This window comes from Burkholderia sp. WSM2232 (assembly GCF_000472545.1).
In the GTDB taxonomy this organism is placed as follows: domain Bacteria; phylum Pseudomonadota; class Gammaproteobacteria; order Burkholderiales; family Burkholderiaceae; genus Paraburkholderia.
In genome coordinates this window covers 418577-440624 of record NZ_KI421432.1, presented here as the reverse complement: position 1 = coordinate 440624, position 22048 = coordinate 418577, and the positions used below count along the sequence as shown (strand labels likewise).

The 22048-nt window shown below is 61.4% G+C and carries 21 protein-coding genes; 11 read left to right on the top strand and 10 right to left on the bottom strand.

All coding sequences use genetic code 11. The features are described from left to right. The first annotated feature begins 242 nt into the window (after window positions 1-242). The 5 genes from F757_RS0131765 to F757_RS0131745 are packed head-to-tail and all read left to right on the top strand — an operon-like array spanning window position 243 to window position 9450. Window positions 243-2849, top strand: a complete 2607-nt coding sequence (locus F757_RS0131765; protein WP_027214868.1) for an FHA domain-containing protein — start codon at window positions 243-245, stop codon at window positions 2847-2849. Continuing rightward, window positions 2827-4200, top strand: coding sequence for an HlyD family efflux transporter periplasmic adaptor subunit (locus tag F757_RS0131760; RefSeq protein WP_027214867.1), 1374 nt, complete (start codon window positions 2827-2829; stop codon window positions 4198-4200). Before F757_RS0131765 ends, F757_RS0131760 begins: the two co-directional genes overlap by 23 nt. Window positions 4201-4237: 37 nt before the next feature. Then, on the top strand, window positions 4238-4990 hold the full coding sequence (locus F757_RS0131755) for a peptidylprolyl isomerase (protein WP_027214866.1): 753 nt from the start codon (window positions 4238-4240) through the stop codon (window positions 4988-4990). 42 nt (window positions 4991-5032) lie between these two features. Continuing rightward, a complete protein-coding gene (locus tag F757_RS0131750) occupies window positions 5033-8089 on the top strand; it encodes a peptidase domain-containing ABC transporter (protein ID WP_027214865.1) in 3057 nt (1018 codons plus the stop codon). Next, window positions 8089-9450 carry a sigma-54 interaction domain-containing protein gene (locus F757_RS0131745; protein ID WP_027214864.1) on the top strand — a complete coding sequence of 454 codons (1362 nt, stop codon included), beginning with the start codon at window positions 8089-8091 and terminating at the stop codon, window positions 9448-9450. The genes F757_RS0131750 and F757_RS0131745 overlap by 1 nt, the downstream gene beginning before the upstream one ends. Before the next feature lie 52 nt (window positions 9451-9502). Here F757_RS0131745 and F757_RS0131740 read toward each other — a convergent pair whose 3' ends face one another. Then, a complete protein-coding gene (locus F757_RS0131740) occupies window positions 9503-10273 on the bottom strand; it encodes a PP2C family protein-serine/threonine phosphatase (protein ID WP_027214863.1) in 771 nt (256 codons plus the stop codon). A gap of 5 nt (window positions 10274-10278) precedes the next feature. Next, a complete protein-coding gene (locus tag F757_RS0131735) occupies window positions 10279-10566 on the bottom strand; it encodes a hypothetical protein (protein ID WP_013342362.1) in 288 nt (95 codons plus the stop codon). Window positions 10567-11028: 462 nt separating this feature from the next. On the opposite strand from F757_RS0131735, the gene F757_RS0131730 reads away from it, so the two are divergent. Beyond that, window positions 11029-11523, top strand: a complete 495-nt coding sequence (locus F757_RS0131730; protein WP_027214862.1) for a lecithin retinol acyltransferase family protein — start codon at window positions 11029-11031, stop codon at window positions 11521-11523. A 40-nt stretch (window positions 11524-11563) separates the two neighbouring features. Continuing rightward, window positions 11564-11857: a hypothetical protein gene (locus tag F757_RS35575; protein WP_084531101.1), complete on the top strand. Its 294-nt coding sequence runs from the start codon at window positions 11564-11566 to the stop codon at window positions 11855-11857. Here F757_RS35575 and F757_RS0131725 read toward each other — a convergent pair. Beyond that, window positions 11794-12693, bottom strand: coding sequence for a LysR family transcriptional regulator (locus F757_RS0131725; protein WP_027214861.1), 900 nt, complete (start codon window positions 12691-12693; stop codon window positions 11794-11796). The two genes, F757_RS35575 and F757_RS0131725, sit on opposite strands and share 64 nt — an antisense overlap. A gap of 109 nt (window positions 12694-12802) precedes the next feature. Here F757_RS0131725 and bla point away from each other — a divergent pair, with 109 nt between their 5' ends. Then, window positions 12803-13750 (top strand): class A beta-lactamase, encoded by a 948-nt coding sequence (gene bla, locus F757_RS0131720; protein ID WP_027214860.1) that lies wholly within the window; start codon window positions 12803-12805, stop codon window positions 13748-13750. A 39-nt stretch (window positions 13751-13789) separates the two neighbouring features. Here the strand turns inward: bla and F757_RS0131715 are convergent, their stop codons facing one another. The 3 genes from F757_RS0131715 to F757_RS0131705 form a co-directional block, all read right to left on the bottom strand. After that, a complete protein-coding gene (locus F757_RS0131715) occupies window positions 13790-14140 on the bottom strand; it encodes a response regulator (protein WP_027214859.1) in 351 nt (116 codons plus the stop codon). A 3-nt stretch (window positions 14141-14143) separates the two neighbouring features. Further along, window positions 14144-15616, bottom strand: a complete 1473-nt coding sequence (locus tag F757_RS0131710) for an ATPase domain-containing protein (protein ID WP_027214858.1) — start codon at window positions 15614-15616, stop codon at window positions 14144-14146. A gap of 490 nt (window positions 15617-16106) precedes the next feature. Further along, complete coding sequence (locus tag F757_RS0131705; protein ID WP_027214857.1) at window positions 16107-16607, bottom strand: MarR family transcriptional regulator; 501 nt, start codon at window positions 16605-16607, stop codon at window positions 16107-16109. 65 nt (window positions 16608-16672) lie between these two features. On the opposite strand from F757_RS0131705, the gene F757_RS0131700 reads away from it, so the two are divergent. Together F757_RS0131700 and F757_RS0131695 are read left to right on the top strand one after the other, a co-directional pair. After that, window positions 16673-17719: a phytoene/squalene synthase family protein gene (locus F757_RS0131700; protein ID WP_027214856.1), complete on the top strand. Its 1047-nt coding sequence runs from the start codon at window positions 16673-16675 to the stop codon at window positions 17717-17719. 129 nt (window positions 17720-17848) lie between these two features. Then, window positions 17849-18097, top strand: a complete 249-nt coding sequence (locus tag F757_RS0131695) for a hypothetical protein (RefSeq protein ID WP_027214855.1) — start codon at window positions 17849-17851, stop codon at window positions 18095-18097. Between the two features lie 218 nt (window positions 18098-18315). Here the strand turns inward: F757_RS0131695 and F757_RS0131690 are convergent, their stop codons facing one another. The 4 genes from F757_RS0131690 to F757_RS0131680 all read right to left on the bottom strand — a co-directional run bounded on the left by F757_RS0131690 (window position 18316) and on the right by F757_RS0131680 (window position 21859). Next, a complete protein-coding gene (locus F757_RS0131690; RefSeq protein WP_027214854.1) occupies window positions 18316-18633 on the bottom strand; it encodes a DUF4148 domain-containing protein in 318 nt (105 codons plus the stop codon). A gap of 252 nt (window positions 18634-18885) precedes the next feature. Further along, window positions 18886-19224, bottom strand: coding sequence for a transposase (locus tag F757_RS34490; RefSeq protein ID WP_156923792.1), 339 nt, complete (start codon window positions 19222-19224; stop codon window positions 18886-18888). 22 nt (window positions 19225-19246) lie between these two features. After that, a complete protein-coding gene (locus F757_RS0131685) occupies window positions 19247-20572 on the bottom strand; it encodes an isoprenylcysteine carboxylmethyltransferase family protein (RefSeq protein ID WP_027214853.1) in 1326 nt (441 codons plus the stop codon). Between the two features lie 75 nt (window positions 20573-20647). Beyond that, window positions 20648-21859: a collagen-like triple helix repeat-containing protein gene (locus F757_RS0131680; RefSeq protein WP_027214852.1), complete on the bottom strand. Its 1212-nt coding sequence runs from the start codon at window positions 21857-21859 to the stop codon at window positions 20648-20650. A 7-nt stretch (window positions 21860-21866) separates the two neighbouring features. Between F757_RS0131680 and F757_RS37110 the strand changes: the two genes are divergently transcribed. Further along, window positions 21867-22048: hypothetical protein (locus F757_RS37110; protein WP_442856681.1), on the top strand; the 182-nt coding region annotated here is incomplete at its 3' end.

Genomic DNA, 22048 nt, shown 5'->3' with positions numbered 1-22048 from the left:
AAGTAAAGGAGCATTGAGCTAATCCGCCGTGCCGCGCGCCGCGTCTTTTTCCATTGCGTGCCGGACGTTCCGCGGCTTGATAACCGACGACTGAGAATTGACACTCGCTATGCGTGACTTACAATCTTTGAGGAGCCGGGTTTCGGACGGCTCTGCAAAACAAGATCTCATCGCCGTCGTCCTTCGTGCTGATTCCGTTGCGCTCTCGCCGCAGCGGGTAAACGATTAGTGATCCGGATAAAATGGCCGACGGCGAAATTCCGATTGCTGAGACACGCGCAACAGCCGAAGCGGTTTTCGACGTGCTGCTGTCTCCCCTTGCGTCCGGGCCGCGTCCGGCGCTGGACGCCATCCGGATTGTCGATAGTCTGTTCGCTATCGGCCGCAGCGAAGCGCCGTTCACGGATTACCCCGCTGAGCGCATCGCGCGTCTGTCGCGCCGTCATGCACGCATCTTTATCGAACGGGGCGCGGTGTACGTGGCGGACCTCGGCAGCAAGAACGGTACCACCGTCAATGGCGTCGCGGTGCGGCAAACGCCGGCCCGCGTGCGGGCCGGCGACGAACTGTGCTTTGGAGGCGACCTCTGTTATCGCGTGAGCATCGAGCCGCGCGCGCGCATTGTCGCGGCTAGCAACGCCGCGTGTGCGCCGGGTCTCCTGCTCGTGCCGCAGCGCGACGACCTCGGGCTGCAGCCCATTGAAGTGCAGGCGTTTCCGTTTCTCGTCAGCAAGGCGGATCAGGTATTTTCGCGCTACAAAGACCGCTATCCGCATCAGGTCAACTATATCTCGCGTCGGCACGCGCACATCTTTCTGAAGGGCAACGAGCTTTACCTGGAAGATCTCGGCAGCACGAACGGCACGTTCGTCGGCGGGAAACGTCTTGACGAATCCGCCCAGCCGCTGGTGGATGGCGATGTGGTTGCATTTGGCGGCGACCACTTCGTCTACAGGATGACGCTGCACAAACCCCCTGAAGCCGAGCCGACCGTGACGCAACTGTTGCTCGATCCCGCCGCCGCCGATGCCGCCGACGCCGACAAGACCACCTTCGTTGGCGCAGCGAATTCGTTTCTCGACATCTTCTGCGTTGATCCGGCGCGGCAACGCGAAGACGAAATCAATGAGGCGGCACATGCGGCGTCGGTGCAAGCAAGACACGCGCCGTCGACAGCGACGGCTGCGAATGCAGCAAAGAGTGCGAATGGCGGTGCCGCCCGCGCCAGCGCCGCCGACGGGTCGAAAAGCGGCCGCGCTGCTGGCGCGACGAGGCGCAAGCAGCGCCGCTGGCGTCTTGTAGCAAGCGAACTGAGTAAAGCATTCGCAGGCGACCAGCGCGCAAACACGCGGAAAATCGCGCTATGGGGCGGCGTTGGCGTCGTATTACTGGGCGCTGGCGCATTGACGCTGTACTTGCGCGGTTCGTCCGAGCGCGAACTGAAGAACCTGCTCGCGAGCGGCGACTATACGAGCGCGGTGCAATCGGCCAGGAGCTATCTGGCGAGCCATCCGGCGGATACGAAAGTCAGTGCACTGGCGAGCGAAGCGCTCCTTAAGGCGAAGCTTCCAGGCTGGCTCAATGCACTGCAAAAGGCGCAGTTCGAGCAGGCCGACGCGCTGCTTGCGGACATGAAGTCGTCGACCGCGAACAATGCCGACGCCGCGTCGCTATTGGGCGAATTGCAATGGGTGGGCGATCTCGAACGCTTCATTGCCGGGCGCGGCGGCGTGGAGGCGCCGATCCGCATGTATCGCGACGAGGCGGCAATCGACGGCCTGCTGCAACGGTGGCACGACGATTCGCAGAGTCACCAGCGCGCGCTCGACAGAATCGCCTCGTATGTACCCGTTTTTGCGGAGCCGTATGCGCAGGCCATGAGTCATCTGCGCAAGCTCGAAAGCGACGATTCAGTGTATCTGGCCGCCATAACACGGCTTGACGGCACCATTCGCACCGAGTTGGCGCGCGACAAGCCGGCCGCGCTGCCGTCCGTACTTGACGACTATGCGCAACGCTACCCGCGTCTCGCGGGCCTCGATCAGGTGCGCGACGATTTGCGCCAATACACGGCTCTGCTGGAGGCCGCGCTCGGTCGTCAATTGAGCACCTTGCTCGCGCTGATGAAGACCGCGCGGTTCGGCACGCCGCCGTTTCAGGCGCAATACCGGCAACTCGCCGCGACTCGTTTACCGTCGGACGATGTGGTCCGCCGCCACGACGCAATTGCCGCTGCATGGCAGCGCGGCGACGCGCAACGGGCGCTGGCGGGATTGCAGTCGATGCCCGCTGGGCCCTGGTCCGATGTACTCGCCGCCGAAGCGGCGCACAAGAAAGCGCTGCTCGATCAATACAGCGACCTGCAGAAAACGCGCGGCGGCAAGGATTATGACCAGCGTCTGCTGTCTTTCTATGCGAGCCTCGATCCGTCGACGGACGTGTGGTTCGCGCGGGCCATCGAGAAGGACGTCGCGGCGCTGCACGATAAAGCGCTTTCGCGTGCGCAAGACCTGATGCTGCGCGCACAGAGCCTGTGGAAGCAGTATCGCGCGAGCGGTCCGATTGGCGGCACGCAGCGGCTGGAAGCGGGAATTTCGCCGGGCTTTCGCAACGAAGCGCGCCTGCTGTCCGATGCTCAGGCGTCCGCGCAACAGGGCATGCGCATCTATTCGCAGCTGAAAGCGGACCATCCCGCGGACTTTGACCGCCTGCTTGCAGATATCGAAGCAGAAACAACTTTGCAGCGCCGCTCGCTGACCGAGTTGCGCATGGTGCTGGACCCCGCGCTTCTGAAAGCGAAGCTGGCGTTGATTGGAGGCGAGCAGAGTGAAACGCGACAGTCACCCTAGAACGCTGGCTGAGGCGCTGGAAGACCATAGCGTCGAAGGCATTGCGATACTCACCGCAGAGCCGGTGCGGATTGCGCGCGCGCTGATATGGGCGATGGTCGCTCTGGTGGTGGCGGGTTTGCTGTGGTCGTTCGTGGGCCGTGCCGATGTGATCGTCAGCGCACAAGGCACGCTTTCGCCCGAATCAGAGGTGCGCCGCATTTATGCGCCTATCGACGGCGAACTTGCGGACCTCTATATCGCGGAAGGCCAGCCCGTGTCGAAAGGCGATGTACTCGCGCGACTGAATGCGCGCGGCGCCATCGAGGCGGCCAGCAATGCGTTGCAGGCGCAGCTGAAACTGGAAGATGCAGAGCGCGACTGGAAGCAGTTCCCGCAGAAGAAAGCGCTCATGGAGCGAAAGGCCGCTGCATTGAAGGCGCAAATGGAAGTGGAAGCCCGTTTGCACGAGAACCGCGTGTCCGAGGGCACGACCAAGCTCGCTGAAGGGCAGAAAGCCGAACTCGACGAAGCGCGCAGCGTACTCGACAACGCACGGCGCGTGCGCGAGGCGGCGCGCCAGGAACTCGACCGCTATTCGCGGCTATTTGCGCAGCCAGGCGGCGGCGGGATTGCCGAATTGCAGGTGGAGCAAAAGCGAACGGCGGCAATGGAAGCAGACAACGCGTACCGTGTCGCGCAATCGAAGCTTGCCGAGCTGGACTTCCGTTTGAGTCACGAATACGCCAAGGCGAATGCGGAGCTGGAAACGAGCGGGCAGCAAGCTACCGAGCTGCAGCTTCAATACGACGCCGCCGTGCGCGACATTACGGATGCGGAAGACAAGTTGCGCCTGCAACTGCAAAGCGCACGGCTCGTATCGGAAGCCGCGGCCCGAATCCGTTTCGAGAACATCGACAAGGACAATTTCCTGCTGATTCTGGCGCCGGTATCAGGGGTGATCACGGATGTCATATCGACACAGCGCGGCGACAAGATTCAGGCGAACTCACCGCTTGGAGGCATTGCGCCGAAAGACGCCAAGCCGGTGTTGAAGATAGAAATTGCCGAACACGACCGCGCGTTCCTGCACGAGGGACTGCCGGTCAAGCTGAAATTCAACGCGTTCCCGTATCAGCGCTATGGACTGATTGGCGGCACCCTCGTCTATATTTCGCCCGCGACCAAGCCCTCGTTGCAGAGCAAGCAGCCGGTGTATGAGGGCCGCGTCATTCTCGATAAAAACTACTACGAGATTGCCGGCGCTCGCTATCCATTGCGTTACGGCATGACGGCGAGCGCGGAAATCGTGGTGCGCGAGCGCCGGCTGATCGACCTGGGCCTCGATCCTTTCAGGCAGGTGGCGGGCTGATCGCGCGAATCACACATTAACCAAAGGAGCGGACAACATGACCGCGATAGTGAGAATAGACGATGAAGTCGTGGATGTGGCCGAGTTCATTCGTCTTCTGAAACTGACTGGCCAGTTCGAAAGCCTCATCGAGCAGATCGTGCGCGACAAACTGACCGTGCATGCGGCGAAGAAGCAGGGCATTGTCGTTAGCGCCGACGAAATCCAGGAGCGTGCCGATCAGTTTCGCCGCGTGCGTGGCCTGCACCGCGCGACGGACATGAACCAGTATCTCGACGTGCTCAACGTGAGCCTTGACGAATTCGAGGCGTTCATTACGGATGGGCTGTATCAGGAGAAGATGCTCGACCAGGTCGGCAACGAGGCGGCGGTTCGCGATTACTTCGCGCTGAACTCCCCCAAGTTCGACGCGATCGAAGTGAGCCACATCGTGCTCGACAGCGAAGGCAAGGCGAAGGAAATGATCTCGTATTTGCACGACGATCCCGATAGCTTCGCCGACATGGCGCGCGAGCATTCCATTGCCGATACGCGCGAGGCGGGCGGTGTGATCGGCAAGGTATTGCGCGGCTCGTTGAAGCCCGACATCGAGGCGAAGATTTTCAATGCCGCGGTGGGCGATCTGCTCGGGCCGTTTCCATCGGCGGATCGGTCCTGCTTCGAGATTTTCGCGGTGACTGCCAAGTACCCGGCTACGCTCGACGCCGACGTGGCCGCGGAAGTCCGCCGCCTTCTGCGCGAAAGCTGGCTGATTGCGCGTGCGCAGGAACATGTGATCGAAGCGCGCTGAACGGGCGCCACCATTAGAAGCTGAACCGAGGTCCGCACGTTTATGGATGCACCCCAGACCGCGCCATCCGCCGCCGCGTTTCTAGCCTCGGTGGAAATACTGTCGCCCTTTTCGCGCGATGAGATCGAGCGTCTAGCCGAATATGCGCAAGCGCGCTTCTATTCGTTTGGCGAAACAGTGTGCTCCGCCGGCGAGACCGCCGACGGTCTGTACATAGTCCGCTCGGGCTCGGTGCGCATTTTTGTCGAAGAGCACGGCAAGGAAACCAGCATGGGCGTGCGCAAGTCGGGCGAGATTTTCGCCGACATCGCCATGCTGCGCACGTACGTGCATGAAGCGTCGGTGCGGGCGTCCGCGAAAACGGAGTTGCTGTTCATTCCGCGCGCCGCGATCGAACCGGTGATTGCCGGCAATCAGGCGGCGCTCGCCTTCGTCGCGAGCTATGTGGCGATCAACTCCGCAGGCGGCTTTGTCGCGCAGTTGTTCGATTTGCGCGGCAAGCTGAACAAAGCCGAACTTGAAGAATATGTGCGCAGCGTCGGCGTCAAGCGCGTGCCGGCGGGCAAGGAAATTCTCAAGCAGGACGCACGCGACGACCGGCGCTTATATGTGGTTCGGCAGGGCGAGGTGCGGATTGTCCGCCATGAAGAAGGGCGCGACTATACGCTCGCCACGTTAGGGGAAGGCGAGATATTCGGCGAGAAGGCGTGTTTGATGCGCCAGGAGCAAATGGCTTCGGCGATTGCGTCGACCGATACGCGGCTTCTCGTGATTCCCGAGCGGACCGTGCACTTTATTCTCGAGCGCAATCCCAAACTACGCGAAGTACTGGACGAACGCATTCGCTACGGCGACCGGGAATTGCAACGCCAGAAGCGGGTCGAGCAACGCCGCAAGTTGCCCCTTCTGCTCGATTTGCAGAGCAAACCCGAGTTCGGCGAGAAGATCATCAAGCGCTTTCGGCTCGTGGAGCAAGCGGAAGAAATGGATTGCGGCGCTGCATGTCTCGCGATGATTTGCCGCCACTACAGCATTCCGATGACGCTTGGAAAATTGCGCGAACTCGCCAATGTGACGACGCAGGGCGCGACGCTGGACAGTCTCGCGCGCGCGGGTGAATCGCTCGGCTTCACGACACGCGGCGTGCAATGCACATTCGATTCCCTGCGCGGTTTCGATTTGCCCTTCATCGTGCATTGGGAGGGCTACCACTACGTGGTGGTGTACGGACTTTCCAGCGAATACGTGTGGGTCGCTGATCCGGCACTGGGTTTTCGCAAGATGACGGTGGAAGACTTCGAGCGCGGCTGGAGCGGCACATGTCTGCTGTTTACGGGCGGACCCCAGATGCTGCAGATGTCGGCCGCGCGTTCGCCGTGGATACGTTTTGTCGGTTACCTGAAGCCTTACCGCAAGATTCTCGGACACCTGTTTCTCGCCACCTTCGTCATTCAGGTGCTGGGGGTGATTCCGCCGCTCATCATCCAGAACATTCTTGACGGTGTCATCGTGCACCAGAACGTGAGCTTGCTGCATCTGCTGATAGGCGGGCTCATTATCGCCAACGTGTTCTCGCAACTCATGTCGTCGATTCGCGCATATCTCGCGAATTTCATGGTGCGCAACATGGACTTCGCCATGATGTCGCAGTTCTTCAAGCACACGTTGTCGTTACCGTTCTCGTTTTTCGCAAAACGCAAGACCGGCGACATCTTCGCGCGCTTTCAGGAAAACCAGACCATTCGCGCGTTTCTCACCGAATCCACGGTGACCACTGCGTTGAACCTGCTGATGGTATTCATCTACTTCACGATCATGTTCGTATACAACGTGAAGATGACGCTGGTGTTGATCGGATTTGTCATTCCTATCATGGCGCTGACCGCGTTGGCGACGCCGAAGATCAAGAACTACGCGCGCGAGGTGTTCACTGCATCGACGGAATCCAAGTCGTTCCTGATGGAAGCGCTCGCAGGCGTCGAGACCGTGAAGGGCATGGGAATCGAGCGCCCCGTGCGATTGCGCTGGGAAAAGAAATACGCGAAAGCGCTCGAAGTGCAATATCGGGCGCACGCCTTCAACATTCTCGTCGGGCTCGGCAGCCAGTTGCTGAACGCGGCGACCACCATTGCCATTCTATGGGTCGGCGCCAATCTCGTGCTGGCGCGCGAAATGACCATCGGCCAGCTGATTGCGTTCAATGCGTTCATGGGCAGCGTGCTCGGTCCTTTAATGGGACTCGTCGGTCTCTGGAGCATGCTGAACGACGCGGGCGTCGCAATGGAGCGGCTCGGAGATGTACTCGATATCGAGCCCGAACAGAAACCGGAAGACCTGCCCTCACGCGTGATGTTGCCGGAACTGCAGGGCGAAATAAGCTTGAGCGGTGTCTACTTTCGTTATGGCGAAAACGACTCTGCTTACGTGTTGGAAAACATCAGCTTCGATATCAAGCCAGGCGAACTGGTGGCGATTGTCGGACGCAGCGGCTCGGGCAAGACGACGCTCGCGAAACTGCTAGTGGGTTTTTATGCGCCGAGCGAAGGGAAGATGTCGATAGACGGTTATGACCTCAGCGTGGTCGATAAAGCGTATTACCGTGCGCAGATCGGCTACGTGATGCAAAGCAATCTGCTGTTCTCCGGCACGATTGCCGAGAACATTGCGAGCGGCGACGACGCGCCGGACCGCCGCCGTATAGAGGAAGTCGCGAAAATGGCGGACGCCCATGCGTTCATCAGCAAGATGCCGCGTGGCTATGAGCAGATTGTGGGCGAACGCGGCATCGGTTTGTCGGGCGGGCAGATCCAGCGGCTGTGCATCGCTCGGGCGCTCTATCATGACCCGCGCCTGCTGGTATTCGATGAAGCCACCTCCGCGCTCGATTCGCAGTCGGAAAGCAACATTCTCGGCAATATGCACGACATTCTGAAAGGCCGCACGGCGGTAATCATCGCGCACCGGCTGAGTACGATCATGCGTGCCGACAAGATTCTTGTGCTGTATGAAGGCGCAATTGTCGAACAGGGCCGTCACGAAGAACTGATCCAGCGCGGTGGCATGTACTACCAACTGGTGCAGAAACAACTGAGCGCGTGATGATGAAGATACTCGACCAGATCGAAGACATCAGTCCAGCGATTTCATACGCGGGATTGATCGAGCGAATTGAGATTTTGCGCTCGACGCTGCGCTGGTCGTCGCGACTGGAACGCACGGATATCGACAAACTGCTGCGGCAGGCCACGTCGTTGCGCGATGAAGTCATGCAGCTGTCGCACAAGGAGCGCTTCGTGCAGGCGGCAGTGGCGGCGGAACCCGAGCAGCGCGCCGAGCAGTCGCGCGGCGCGCGCAGGCAGGCGCTGCTCGAGCGCAGCTTCATTTTCGAAGGTACGTTCGGCGACAATCCGCGCCTGCTGGAATCGCTGGAAATTGCCGAGAAGGCCGCGCCGACTGACCTGCCGGTTCTGATAGACGGAGAAAGCGGTACAGGCAAGGAACTGATGGCCAAGGTCATTCATGCCAACGGCTCGCGTTCGGACAAGCCCTTTATCTCCGTGAATTGCGGCGCAATTCCGGACAACCTGCTCGAGTCCGAACTGTTCGGTCATCGCAAGGGCGCGTTTACGGGTGCCGCGAACGACCGCAAAGGCAAATTCGAAAGCGCGCATACGGGTACCATTTTTCTCGACGAGATTGGCGAATTGCCGCTCGCGGGCCAGGTGAAATTGCTGCGGGTTCTGGAAGCGCACGAGATTCAACGCGTGGGTTCGGACGAAACGATTGCGGTGGATACGCGCATTGTCGCTGCAACCAACCGAAACCTGCGCAAACTGAGCGAAGAGGGCAAGTTCCGGGAAGATCTCTTTTACCGGCTAAGCGTAATTCACGTTACGTTGCCACCGCTGCGCGAACGCCGCGACGAAATTCCGCTGCTCATTGCATGGTTTGGCGACGAGGCGGCCGGCACGCTCAAACGGCGGCCGGTGAGATTAACCCCGCGTTTGCGGGACTTCCTGCTGAACTATGCTTACCCCGGAAATATTCGCGAATTGCGTAATGTCATGTACCGCGTTTCGTGTCTTGCGGGCGATATGGCCGATATCGACCACTTGCCTGCCGATATGCGCCCAGGCGCGCCGGGCCCGGCAGCGGGTGCCTTGCAAGGCGGGGCTCAAGGCGCGGGACAGCAGCCGATCAGCGTAGCGAACCTCATGTCGCTAAGCGACGCCAAGCGCGCCGCAAGCGACGACGCGGAGAAAGCCTTCCTGGAACGAGGGCTGCGCGAAGTGAACGGCACAGTGGCGGAATTGGCGCGGCGCATCGACATGAACCGCTCGCATCTGCAGATGCTGCTGAAGAAGCACGGACTTCATTCGAAAGACTTCCGCAACCGCAATATGGCGGCGTCTGCGAGACACGGCGCAGAGGAACGCGATGAAGATGATGGCGACGTATAAGGGCGGCGTCTTTCGTAAGAGGGCCACCCCTGTCGCGCCACCGCACGCCACGTCAGGGCGAGGGATTCAATAGCGTTTTGTCCGCTGCGTAAGGATCTTCGGCGCGTACCACGACAGCGGTGATGTTGTCCCGCCCGCCGCGCTCCAGCGCGAGGCTAACCAGTTGGCCCGGCGCATTGCCGTGGGCCTCCGCGCTCAGCACCGCCAGCATATCGTCCTCGCCGATCTCGTTGCTCAGGCCGTCGCTGCACAGCAGGAAGATGTCGCCGTCCGCGACTTCGATCGCGTCGTCGTCGAGTTCAAGCAGGTCTGTCGCGCCCACGGCGCGCGTGATCATGTGCTGCGCCGGATGATGCCGCGCTTCTTCATCCGTAATCACGCCGAGCGACTTGAGCGCTTCGACCTGGCTGTGATCGCGTGTGAGCTGACGCAGTTGTCCGTCGCGAACCAGATACAGGCGGCTGTCGCCCGCCCACACATAACCGCAAAACCGGTCGCATGCGAGAAGCGCGACCACCGTGCTGCCGATACGCTGCACCTGGCGGCGCGCGGCCTCCTGTCTCAGCTGATGATTCGCCACCTGCAAATGCGCGCGTGCGTCCGCGATGAACGCTTTCATGCTCACAGGCGGGCCGAGCCGTTTCAATGCGTCGATCACGAGGCGGCTCGCGAGGTCGCCGACCGCGTGGCCACCCATGCCGTCGGCGACGGCCCAGCGTCCGAGCTCGGCCTCGTCGAGACACGCGTCTTCGTTGATTTCGCGCACGCGTCCTGCGTCAGAACACGCGGACGACGTCCAGCGAAATTGGCTCGGGCAAGTCACAACAGCTACACCATATCGTTTCTGCTGCGGGCGTCAGGAGAGACACTGATGTTCGAGTTCGCGCCGGTATTGCGCACGTCGACCGACTGGAACTGGTTGATCATCTGGTTAGCATAGAAGTTGTTGGAGACCTCGTACAGGTTCACGACCGGTCCAATGCTCGGTGTTTCCCGCACATACGGTTGAATCCACCCATACACCCACGGCGCACCGCCGCCGCCGCGGATTGCAGCCATGGCCTTGCGGTCGAGCGCCAGGTTGAGCGAAAGGTCGTTCACAGAAATAGAAGCCATGTCGTTCTCCGGTTGACCGCACGCGCCACGCGCGCGGCTTTAATGGATCTGAACGGGAACGGTGCAAGTGATGTGCCAATTTGCGCGCTACGTGATGGTCTTTCCGGCAATGCGATGACTGGCGCGGGATAGCGGACGACTCCGGGCTTGCCTGGCAGCGCGCGACAGAAGCGATAGGTCGGGCGCGAGCCAACATGCTTGCGCTGCGACCGGTGTGACGCCCAACACTTCTGGCCGAAATCGCGAACGTTTCGAACAGCACCTGCACTCGCGTTGTCATGCCCGAAAAAGCGCGCACGCCACCAACACATCTGCACTTTTTCTGTCGGTTCGCGGCCAACATCCGCTGCGCGGCAAACCGCGGTTTTTCGCCGAAACCCCTATCAACAAAGGCTCTTCGTCACATGGCCCAGATGATGCAAAAGACCTCGCAACAGTGTTGGAACCGGAACGAGGCAAGCCATGAACACGAACTCTCTTCAAGCGAGCAGCAGGGCCGGCGGTGAATCGTCATCCACCATCGACTTGCCGATCGGCTCGCATCTCGTCTCGACCCGCTGCGGCTATGAACATCACGGCATTTATGTGGGCAACGGCCGGGTGGTGCATTACGCCGGTTTTGCAGGGTCGGCGCATCGCGGCCCGATTGAAGAAGTCGAGCTCGAGCGTTTCGCGGCCGGCCATCCGCTGTCGATTCGCGCGACGCCCCGCGCGCGCTACCTCGGCGAGGAAGCGGTGCGCCGCGCTCGCTCGCGCCTGGGCGAAAACCGTTACCGCCTGCTGACCAACAACTGTGAACACTTCTGCGCCTGGGTACTGCTGGGCGAAAGCCGCAGCGAACAGGTGCATTGCAGCCTGCGCCATCCGCGCACTGGTGTGCATGTGTTGATGTGCCTTGTGAAGGCATTCGTCGAGAACGGCGCGAAGAGCCGGCGGTTCGCCGCACAAGTTGCTTGAGCCGCGTAGCGGAATCGGTAAGGGAACGAAGGAGATCATCATGGCTGCCGCTGAAAAGACCTTGCACTGGGCCGTCGACAAATGGCTTGCGCCGACGCCCTCCATGCCCGCCCGAGTGGTCGAGTTCTGCCACCGCGCGTCACAGCATCGGCGCTTCGTGCGTGTCGAGGCGTTGCGCCCGGGCGGTCTGCTGTCCATCTTCTTCTTCCGCCACGGCGACGGTTCCTGGAACGTGTTTCCGCCACAAGCCGAACGTCCTGCGATGAACGGCTATCGCCGCACGGGTCTGTGCGAGGCCGGGCTGTGCGCAGTTGCTTCCTTGACGAGCCACTGACTGAACAGCAGCATGGCAGGCGTCATTGGCTTGCCTTTCAACCAGGTAAGCCAGTAACTGCCGGCATGCACTTCGATATCGAACGGGCTCACCAGTCGCCCCGTCTCGATCTCATGGCCGAACATCAGCGCGGGCGCGAGCGCGATGCCCGCGCCCTGCATCGCCGCTTCGACCATCAGGCGGGAAGAGTCGAACACCGGCCCGCGAATGGGCCGTGGCGCAATGCCAGCCGCGGCAAACCAGTTGCTCCAGTCGTCGGCGCGATAGGAACGCAGCAGCGTTTCGCCGACGAGATCGGCGGGCGTCGACAGTCTTTCTGCTATCTCCGGCGTGCATAGCAGTGCGAGCGGCGCGTCGAGCAGGCAGGTTGCGAGTGAACCGGGCCACGTGCCGTCGCCGAAACGGATCGCGAAATCCAGACCTTCGGTCGCGAGATCCACGAGATTGTTGTTCGTCAGGAGTCGCAATTCGACAAACGGATGAGCTTCACGAAACGATCTTAGCCGCGGCATGAGCCAGCCGACGGCGAATGTGCCCACCACGCCGACCGTCAGCACTTCGTGAAAGTGGCCGCCCTCGAATTGCTTGAGCACCGCTTCTATACGGTCGAATGCATCGGTCAGCACGGGGCGCAATGCAAGGCCTTCGTCGGTCATCGCGAGGCCACGCGGCAAGCGCTTGAATAACGTGGTGCCAAGACGCTCCTCCAGCGCTCTCACCTGCTGACTGACGGCGGCCTGCGTGACGTTCAACTCGAGCGCCGCGCGCGTGAAGCTCAAGTGCCGGGCCGACGATTCGAAAGCGCGCAACGCATTAAGCGGAAGATAAGGTCTCATGGTGTGTCATGGCCAAGGCATAAGTTTTTCTTGTGAGCGCATTAACTTATCATCGTTTGTCAGCGAGGGCTGGAAAACCGATAGTTGCGGCTTCACACAAGGAGCGGCAATGATCACGAGAAGAAAATTCGCGGGCGCGATGCTGGGTGTTTCGATAGCTGGAGTTGCGCTCGGCAATAGCGGCGCCTGGGGCAAAAATGCCGGGTCGCTCAAAGGAGCGGAAGCGGTAAGGCAGCGGCGAGAATTCGCCAGGCTCGATGCGATTCGCGCGCGGCTCACGGAAATCGAAGCGCAAAGCGGCGGGCGGCTTGGCGTGTCGATCATCGACACCACCTCGGGCCTGCACGCCGGCCTGCGTGCGGACGAGCGCTTTCCAATGTGCAGCACATTCAAGCTGCTCGCCGCGGGCGCGGTACTGGCGCGGGTCGATCGTGGCGAAGAGAACTTGCAGCGTCGCATCGTCTACTCGCAAAGCGAACTGGTGCCGAATTCGCCGGCCACGTCCAGGCATACCCGCGAGCGCACCGGCAACGCCGGCATGAGCATCGCCGAATTATGCAAGGCGGCAATCACGCTCAGCGACAACACCGCTGCGAACCTGCTGCTGCAAACTTTTGGCGGGCCCGCCGCATTGACCGCATTTGCGCGCAGTCTCGGCGACGGCATCACGCGTCTGGACCGCAATGAGCCCACACTGAACGAGGCCACGCCGGGCGATCCGCGCGATACGACCACGCCGAATGCAATGCTCGGCAATTTACGCGAGCTCGTGATGGGCGAGCAATTGACTTCGGCATCGAGAGTGCAATTGCTTGCCTGGCTCGCGGCCAACGAGACCGGCGGCGCGCGGATTCGCGCCAGGCTGCCGAAAGATTGGGGCGTGGGCGACAAAACCGGTACGGGCGATCACGGCACGGCGAACGACGTGGCCATTCTTTGGCCGCCTGGACGCGGCCCCATTCTGGTGGCCGTCTATCTGACCGGGACTGCTGGGAATGCGGCACGCTCGAATGCGGCGATTGCAGACGTCGGCGCGCTGGTGGTCGAATCTGTTTGACCGCTGCGGGAGCGATGCGGCGCAGTAGAGCGGGCGCCGCTATACCGACATTTTTTGCAGCAACGCGAGAAGCGCATCGAACGCTATGGGCTTGCGTGCGTATGCAATAAACGGATTGGGCTGCACTGGAATGTCGGCGGCCGCGCTGCACAAAATAACGGGAATGGAGCGCAGATCCGGGTCGGCGTAAAGAGCCGCACACAATTGAAGCCCCGACATGACCGGCATCATGCAGTCTGACACGATAATGTCCGGCCTTGTTCTGCGTATCTGCTCAAGTGCGACGGCGCCATTGGAGGCGGTTAGCACCGAGTAGCCGTGACGCTCGAGGAGCAGCCGCCATACCGTGAGGATGTCGAACTCGTCGTCCGCGACCAGAATGGTTTTCATGAGCTAGGCCGGTCGCCGCGGCTGCGAGATTGCAAGCAGGCCGGACGCCGAGGACACGGAGAGGCCGGTCAGACTTTCGACAATGTCGAGCCCTTGCGACGAAATCACCAACTCGCGCGTGGACGGGTCATGCGCGCTTTCGCGCTGTTTGACGACGGAGATGGCGCGGCGCGCTCCCGCGTCTGTTTCGGCGTAACGCAACAGCACGAGGTTTTCCGTGAGTGCCGAAACACGCGTGCTTCTCGACTGGCCGTAGTCGGGGTAGAGCGCCACCTCTTCAGTGACGAGCGTCGTGATGCCGGCTTCGCGCAACTGGTGCAGCATCGCATTCAGAAAGAGGCCAAAGCGCTCGATGCGCAGCGCCGAATCGCGAAACCCTTCTACGCCGTCGATCACCATGCGCGTCGCGCCCATCTGTTTCGCGGTGGCGAGTGCGTTTGCGGCGATTTCGTCGATGGCAAGCTCGACGGCGGGCTGCCATTGAATGACGAGCCGGCCGTCGCGATATGCTTCGTCGAGCGCGATAGAAACGGCTTCGGCCTTGCCGATCAGCCGCTGCGGCCCTTCGTAGAAGCCAAGGTAAAGGCAGCGCTCGCCACGCTCGATGCCGGCCGCGAGAAACTGTAGACACAACACGGTCTTGCCGACGCCAGACGGCCCGATCAACGTCGTGGTCGAGCCTAGCGACAGACCGCCGCCGAACATGACATCCAGACGTGGCAAACCGAAACTGACTCGTGTTTTCAGATCGACCGGTCCTTGAGGCAGCGCGTGTTGTGCTTCCAGACGCGGGAACATGAGTAGCCCGCTTTCGGCGATACGAAAGAAGTGCTTGCCCATCAGATGGTTGCGCGCGCGCATCTTGTGCACCTCGATTTCGCGCGCGCGGCGCATGCCGTCGCTATAACGGTTCAACTCGATGAGACCGTCGACGAGGGTGTGTTCCGGATGCGGCTCGTTGCCCGAGAGCGGCGCGAGCAGCAGCGTCGTGCAGTTCATGGCCGCGACGAGGGCATTCAGTTCGTGAATGAACTTGGACAGCGACAGCTCAGTCTCGCTGAACTCGCGTGCGCTGCGAAAGCCGTCGATGATCATCAGGCTCGGACGATAATCGTAAATGCTTGACGCGATCAGTTTCAGAAAGCCGTCCAGGCCGTCCTGCATCAGTTCGTGATAGCCGGAGACGAAAAGCATTTGCTGCGCCACTGCTTTTTCGTCGAAGAAAGAGAGCCCCCTGAGGTGCCCGAGCAACTTGTCGTGCGATTCCGCGATCAGCGTCATGTACAGCACTTTTTCGCCACGGCTCACGCGGTGGAAACCGATCTGGCTCGACAGAATCGTTTTGCCGGCGCCGGCCATGCCTTCCAGAAGATAGACGCCGCCCTGGACCAGACCGCCGCCCAGAATCTCGTCGAGGCCGGGCACCCCCGTTTCAACGTTGGCGCGAGGGGAAGTCGGCGTTTCGTACATGGTCATTATGGTATGTGGTTGAACTGCTACTGGCGGCCGCTCACGAACGTCAATGCGATGAATAATCCGGTCTGGCGAGCAAGGTGCGTTCCCGAGTTCCGTCCCGCGTCGCCTGGCGGGCTGCACATCGAGCGTTGAATGCCCGCAATTTTACTTGTCCAACGAGCGCGTGGCCACGGGCATTCGTAGTGCGGCGGATGCAGGAGCAAGCGAGGCGCAACGAGAGTGAAGTCTGGCGTTCAAATGCAGACTGAACGACGCGATGTGGCCCGCGTAAAATTGAAGATCTGTTTTTCGTCGCGCGCACAAAGTACAAACACGTATGCGCTGAGCCACTTAAAGACGCGCTGAGACGATGCGCCCCTCAGCGACTTGCCACTATACATAGAGAGAACAGGCAACGCACGAAATCAGTGATAGCGTGCGTGCGACTCCGTAGGAGTAGTGCCGTGAGTTGCATATGGCGTCGTCGCCGGACTTCATGCATGTGCCGCGATTATCCGCGCAGATTACGGACGAAAGTTTCGAGGTGGCGCTGCACCGTACCGGCGGCTTCCAGGTCGATGCCCTCCAGCATCTGCTTTTCGATTGCTTTGACCGCCTGCTCGCATTGACGCAACACGGTGCGCCCTTCGTCGGTCAGTTGCAGCAGCACGATACGACCATGCGTGGGGTCCGGCTCGCGGCTCACCCAGTTGCGGCTTGCCATCGCGTTCATCACTTCGTTGGCGGATTGCGGTGTGATGAACGAGCGCTCGGCGAGCTGCGCATTAGAAGCTTGTCCCTTCGCTTCGAGCACGGACAGCGCGGTAAATTGAGCGAGCGTCAGACCGAGCGGCGCGAGTGCCTCGCTCATTCGGCGCCGCAAAATGCGGTCGAGGCTGCCGATCACATAGGTGAGCCGCAGGCTAGGCCTGCGAGTGCGCGTGGTGGTGGTGTCGAGAGTCGAGTTCTGGTTTCGGGTCATTGTCGGCGCGAGATTCGGGCTATGCCGCATCTTAGCGCGGCTTGCCGTATACAATTCGGCACCCTCTGAATTTTGCCAATACTGACATCGCAACCATGCCGACTCCGACCCGGGCCTTTCTTCTCGGCCCGCTCCTGAAAGGCGTATCACGCTCGTTCTACCTTACGCTGCGCGTGTTGCCGGCAGGCATGCGCGATCCGATTGGCCTCGCATATCTGCTCGCGCGTGCGGCCGATACGATCGCCGATACGTCGCTGATTGCGCCCGCGCGGCGGCTTGAATTGCTGCTGTCGTTGCGCGACCAGGTCAACGGCGTGGTAAGCGACGGAGCGCTATTTCAGCGCATGGCCGCCGAAGTGGCGGACCAGCAAAGCCAGTCGGACGAAAAGGTGCTGCTCGAATCGCTCGGCCCCGCGCTCGACGTGTTGGCGCAGTTGAGCGAGTCCGACCGCAAAGCCGTGCGCAAGATCGTTTCGACCTTGACCGAAGGCATGGAATTCGACTTGCGCACGTTCCCGGACGAACGCTCGGGCCGCCTCGCCGCACTGCGCGAATATGGCGAGCTTGACCGCTATACGTATCTGGTGGCGGGATGCGTCGGCGAGTTCTGGACCACCATGACATACGCTCACATGCCCGGCACGCTGAAGGCGCAGCCGGCGGACATGAAGGCACGCGGCGTGCGTTTCGGTAAGGCGCTGCAGATGACCAACGTATTGCGCGATTGCGGCAAGGACCTGCGGATTGGCCGCTGTTACCTTCCGCAAACGATGCTGGCTCAGCATGGCCTGAGCGCGCAGGATCTTCTGCTGCCGGCCAATTCGCAGCGCGCGCGTGCGCTCATGGTCGAGCTGTTGCGCAAGACGCTCGATCATTTCCGCGAGGCACTCGAGTACACGCTCGCGATTCCCGCGTTTGCCGTGCGTTTGCGGCTGGCTTGCTTGTGGCCGATTCTCATCGGTTTGGACACGCTAGTGCTGCTCGTCGACAACGCTGCGTGGCTCGATCCGCAAGAGGTCTCCAAGGTGTCGCGAAACCAGGTGTATCGGATCATTGGGTCTTCTCTACTGCTGGTGCCGTCGAATGCGCTGGTGCGCCGATCGGTAGAGCGCCGTATCCGCGACATCGAAGCGAGATTCTGACCCGGTCCGCGGGGGCGCAAAGGTGCTCTGAACGTGCTCCCCGAGGCGCTGCAGACGTGCTCGATCGGGAAACCCCTAAGACCGCGCGTGGAGGGTTCGCGTTAGTCTCCTCGAAGGAGGAGACAATCCATGAGACAGGCGTTCAATATTGCAGTGGTGCTGCTGCTCGGCTATCTGATGGCAGACCGGGCGCTCATGCGCGCGCAGGCGGGTGAAGTGGGGACCATCACTTGCCACCAGGGCGCGGAACTCGTCAAGGCGAACGCGCTCAAGAAAGGCTTTGGTGAAGCCGGCGCCAGCAGCCAGGGCGAGAATTTCCTGTCGAGCTGTCTGGTCACGGGCCGTGGCAAAGTGGGCGATCTGATTGCTCGCGACTGAGCGGCGGATCAGACCGTTGCACGCGCAACGACCGGCACTGCGAGCGGCAAAAAGCGCCTGGACCCATGAGATCCAGGCGAAGTCATCGGCAGCCGATGACGGAGGTATACATAACGAACTGGCCCGCAACCGGAACCACCGGTCGCGGGCCAGTTTTATTTGCAGCGGATCAAACAGCTTATGCGTTGGCGGCGCGACCAGCGGCGGGTCGTTGTGCCTCAATTGCCGAAGTAGATCGACTTTGCACCGCTAGTGCTCACTGCACGGCCTGATTCGCTCGAACCGGCTGCTACACCGCCGTAGCTCGACACCGCGGGCTGCGCGGTGCCGTTTTGCGCGTCGACACGGCGTTGTGCGGCGAGCAGATCTTGCGGATAGTAGGGATCTGCGCGGCCCGGCTGATAACCGGCCTTTTCGAGTTGTACCAGTTCTGCGCGCACCTGGGCACGGGTCACAGGCTGATTGGACTGCGCAAAAGAAGCGACAGGAGCGGCCAGCACAGTGGCGATAACAACGGCTTGAATAAGTGATTTCATGATGAACTACCTCCAGTTTCGTCTTGATTGCGCTGCGGACCTTGTTGTTCGCAGCCAGTGATTGCATTGTAGGTTTGCAAACTGGAGAGAGTAATGGCGCAAATCGGTAAACTTCGTTGCTGGAATTGAGATAAATCGCCACGGCAAGGTGGCGCCTGAGTTCGTGGCGAACTTCGACAAGCTCGGGGCGATGTGAGGCACACATGCACACCGCTCACATCGAGCTAGCTCTTGCAGCCGGTGGCGTACCCGCTATTGCAATGAGGCAGGCGCTCGTTCACCTGAGCGAGCACGCCCGACTTCTTCCACGCCCATGTAGCGGAGATAGCAGGTCTGCTGCGGCGGAAATGTGCCAGGCAGTCTGTGCCACTTTTCATTGGTTTGCTGCAACCACAGTATCGCGTTGAGAATTTGGCGGTCGCTGCGCCGGGGGCGTCCGCGCTTGCAGGTATGCTCCGGAAATAGGCTCTGGACTCGCTCCCAGTCTGCATCCGAGAGGGGAATCTGTAGCGCCGGCTGGCTCGAGTGACTATGCGCAAGGCCCAACAGTTGAGCCAGGTAGCTGTCGACGCTATCCAAGGTTTTTTGCATGGTCAAATTGCCTCCCCATGACCTATTCGTCCCAATGAAGCCTCGAGCTGGCAGAGGCTTCGGCTTTAGCGTTTCTTTTGTGGCGGAGCGCGCGAACCATCTTCGCGAAGAGGCCGTTTCTAGCGATCCATTGCGCGTACGCGCGGTAATCCGGATCGTTCATCAGGTGTCTTTCTTCCGTCTTTGCCCGCAGGAAATAGAGCATGTTGACCGCGGCGAGCGCCGCGCAATGCATGAGTGCAACTCGCCAACCCAGAGGCTCGATGAACGGCACAGAGACCATCCAGTACGACAGGTTCTTGGCAATATAAGCGGGATGTTTCGTGAAGCGATAGGGTCCCGAGGTGACGATGCCCCGGTTGGTCAGATTGGAGAAACGCAAACCGAATGAGAGCGTGGCGCAGGCGTAACACAACAAGAGCGCCACTATCGCGGTGCCCCAGATGATCCGCAGTAACGGCATGGAGATCAGCCAGCTGTCCCAGAACATTGAACCTTCGTAACGGATGTACTGACTGGAAATCAGCGACCAGAACGGTTGATAGCAGACAAGTGCAACCAGCCAGCCGAGCGTGGTGGGTTCCGTGCTGCGCACGTGGCTGTCCAGAATGCGAAGGGTGCACACGTAGCCGACCGTGCCGAACATCAGGTCCATTGCAAACGAGAGGTCGTACATGAAGCGAAACGTTGCGAGAGAAAACGGCGCGGCGAGCGCGTCGCGAAGCGATGCCTCGAGTTGCGTGGCAGTGGTGGACAGATAGACGACCATCAGCGGCAGGAAGAACGCCTTGACCATCCAGCCCGCCAGCATTTCGCGCAGGGGCCGCCAGTTGGACGGGCGTTCGCCGCGAAACAGGAGACGTGCGAGCACCAGGTAGGCATCGTTTATTTCGCGCTGGTGTGTATCCATCCATGCGAAATAGAAAGGCGCTGCCATTGTCACGCAAGGCGCGAGTGTCGCGATCAGCGACCAGAACGGGCTGTAGAACGCACCGTGGTATTCGGGCAATAGCCAGTAGAGTGCGCCTATGCCCGCATAGACGCAGGCGAGAGCCGCGAGACGCATCGCGACACGCGCGATGCTGAACGAGCGCAGTGCGCGATTCGCCAAGCCGGCGCTTGGCCGCAGGTAGACGCGCGCGACAAACAGCTCGTAAGCGCCCACTGTTGCGATGATCGCGAGACAGGCGACGGCGCTGCGGGCAGCGCCGCCCAGCGCGGCGCTGTCACGCACCAGCCACAGCGTCGCGAGACCGGCCAGCATGCCCGATATGCCGACCCAAAACGGCGTTGCCGATGGCGGAGCCGGGTCGTCGACGCGGGCGAGTGTGTCGATGCTGGGGGTCATGTCATCCTCGTCGTCATGACATAAGCGACGCTCGGGCGTGGCTCGCTTCTGGATCAAACTGTTTAGGGATGCGACTTATTTCGCGGGCGCCACGCCGCCGAGCAATCCGCCGACCAGGTTTGTCACCGGCGCGAGCGGATTGGTGCTGGTCGACGAGCTGCTGCGCGAGCCACCAGTCAATCCGGTTATGAGGCCGGTGACCGGATTGACCGCTGTGCCGCCTTGCGATCCGCCCACCGCACCCACCGCGCCCACCGCGCCGACCGCGCCGACCGCGCTCACCGCCGAAGTCAGCGATCCGACCAGCGTGGTGACGGGGGCGAGCGGGCCGCTTGCGGTGCCGGTCCCGCCGATGCCGCCCGCGCCGCCCGTCCCGCCCGCGCCGGGCAATGACCGAACATTGCCGAGAAGCGTGGTGACCGGCGCAAGGAGGCCGGTGACTCCGCCTGCGCTGCCCGCGCCCGCTCCTGCGCCCGTGCCGCCGCCCAGCGCCCCGAGGTTGCCTATCAGGCCGGTCAAGGGCGGAATGGCCACGACGCCGCCGCTTGCGCTGCCGCTGCCGAGGGGGCCGAGCATGCCTGTGAGCGGCGCGAGCGGATTGATCGTCGCTCCCGTCAAGAGTCCGCCGGTACTCGTGACGGTCTTGCCCAATTGACTCACGATTGTGCCGACGTCTTTGCCGACCTGATCGCCAGTGGCCCCGGCTATGCTGACGCCGGCGGAATCCAGTCCGTGGCCGATGCTGCCCAGCAGTGTGTTGAGTGGCGTGCCGAGCCCGGTTGCCGTGCCGATGGTCTGTGTAGTGTTCGAGACGGCGAGCGTAATGGGATTGATCGCCGAACTGAGTTGGCTCTCGACCTGCTGCACAGGGGCGCTGGCGACAACCTGGTTCAGTCCCGAGCCCACGGCGTTCAAGCCAGTGCCGACGCCGCCGACGACCGTGCCGACTGTCGACGTGAGCGGCGCAAGCGGCGCCAGTTGTCCGCTGCCGAGGCTCGTGACTGCGCCGCCAAGCGACGTCACTGCGGCGGCCGTGTTCGACACTACGCCTGACGTAGACGCGAGCGTCGGGTCCAGCGGATTGGCCGTGCTGCCCAGGTTACCGAGGCCCGCGGCGGTGCCGTTGCCCAGCGCTTTTACGGCATTGCCCAGGTCGCTGATCGCGTTACCCAGACCTGCTGTGGTGCCGCTGTCGACCCCGGGCACGGAAGTGCCCGTGACTTTGCTGCCGGTGTCGGCGACTGTCGTGCCGACGGCGGTAATGAGGTTGCTGGCATTGGTGACCACGCGGCCTATGGGGGTGGAGGACGTGCCGGAAGTGCCTGAAGTGCCGGAAGTGCCTGAAGTGCCGGAAGTGCCTGAAGTGCCGGAAGTGCCTGAAGTGCCTGAAGTGCCCGAAGTGCCCGAAGTGCCTGAAGTACCCGAAGTGCCTGAAGTACCCGAAGTACCCGAAGTACCCGAAGTACCCGAAGTGCC

Excerpts from the sequence above, each read along its gene's own strand:
- F757_RS0131710 (WP_027214858.1), bottom strand. The coding sequence starts at position 15,616 with ATGACCATGTACGAAACGCCGACTTCCCCTCGCGCCAACGTTGAAACG.
- F757_RS34490 (WP_156923792.1), bottom strand. The coding sequence starts at position 19,224 with ATGCAAAAAACCTTGGATAGCGTCGACAGCTACCTGGCTCAACTGTTG.
- bla (WP_027214860.1), top strand. The coding sequence starts at position 12,803 with ATGATCACGAGAAGAAAATTCGCGGGCGCGATGCTGGGTGTTTCGATA.
- F757_RS35575 (WP_084531101.1), top strand. The coding sequence starts at position 11,564 with ATGGCTGCCGCTGAAAAGACCTTGCACTGGGCCGTCGACAAATGGCTT.
- F757_RS0131705 (WP_027214857.1), bottom strand. The coding sequence starts at position 16,607 with ATGCGGCATAGCCCGAATCTCGCGCCGACAATGACCCGAAACCAGAAC.
- F757_RS0131730 (WP_027214862.1), top strand. The coding sequence starts at position 11,029 with ATGAACACGAACTCTCTTCAAGCGAGCAGCAGGGCCGGCGGTGAATCG.
- F757_RS0131685 (WP_027214853.1), bottom strand. The coding sequence starts at position 20,572 with ATGACCCCCAGCATCGACACACTCGCCCGCGTCGACGACCCGGCTCCG.
- F757_RS0131715 (WP_027214859.1), bottom strand. The coding sequence starts at position 14,140 with ATGAAAACCATTCTGGTCGCGGACGACGAGTTCGACATCCTCACGGTA.
- F757_RS0131755 (WP_027214866.1), top strand. The coding sequence starts at position 4,238 with ATGACCGCGATAGTGAGAATAGACGATGAAGTCGTGGATGTGGCCGAG.
- F757_RS0131745 (WP_027214864.1), top strand. The coding sequence starts at position 8,089 with ATGATGAAGATACTCGACCAGATCGAAGACATCAGTCCAGCGATTTCA.
- F757_RS0131765 (WP_027214868.1), top strand. The coding sequence starts at position 243 with ATGGCCGACGGCGAAATTCCGATTGCTGAGACACGCGCAACAGCCGAA.
- F757_RS0131725 (WP_027214861.1), bottom strand. The coding sequence starts at position 12,693 with ATGAGACCTTATCTTCCGCTTAATGCGTTGCGCGCTTTCGAATCGTCG.
- F757_RS0131750 (WP_027214865.1), top strand. The coding sequence starts at position 5,033 with ATGGATGCACCCCAGACCGCGCCATCCGCCGCCGCGTTTCTAGCCTCG.
- F757_RS0131695 (WP_027214855.1), top strand. The coding sequence starts at position 17,849 with ATGAGACAGGCGTTCAATATTGCAGTGGTGCTGCTGCTCGGCTATCTG.
- F757_RS0131735 (WP_013342362.1), bottom strand. The coding sequence starts at position 10,566 with ATGGCTTCTATTTCTGTGAACGACCTTTCGCTCAACCTGGCGCTCGAC.
- F757_RS0131690 (WP_027214854.1), bottom strand. The coding sequence starts at position 18,633 with ATGAAATCACTTATTCAAGCCGTTGTTATCGCCACTGTGCTGGCCGCT.
- F757_RS0131700 (WP_027214856.1), top strand. The coding sequence starts at position 16,673 with ATGCCGACTCCGACCCGGGCCTTTCTTCTCGGCCCGCTCCTGAAAGGC.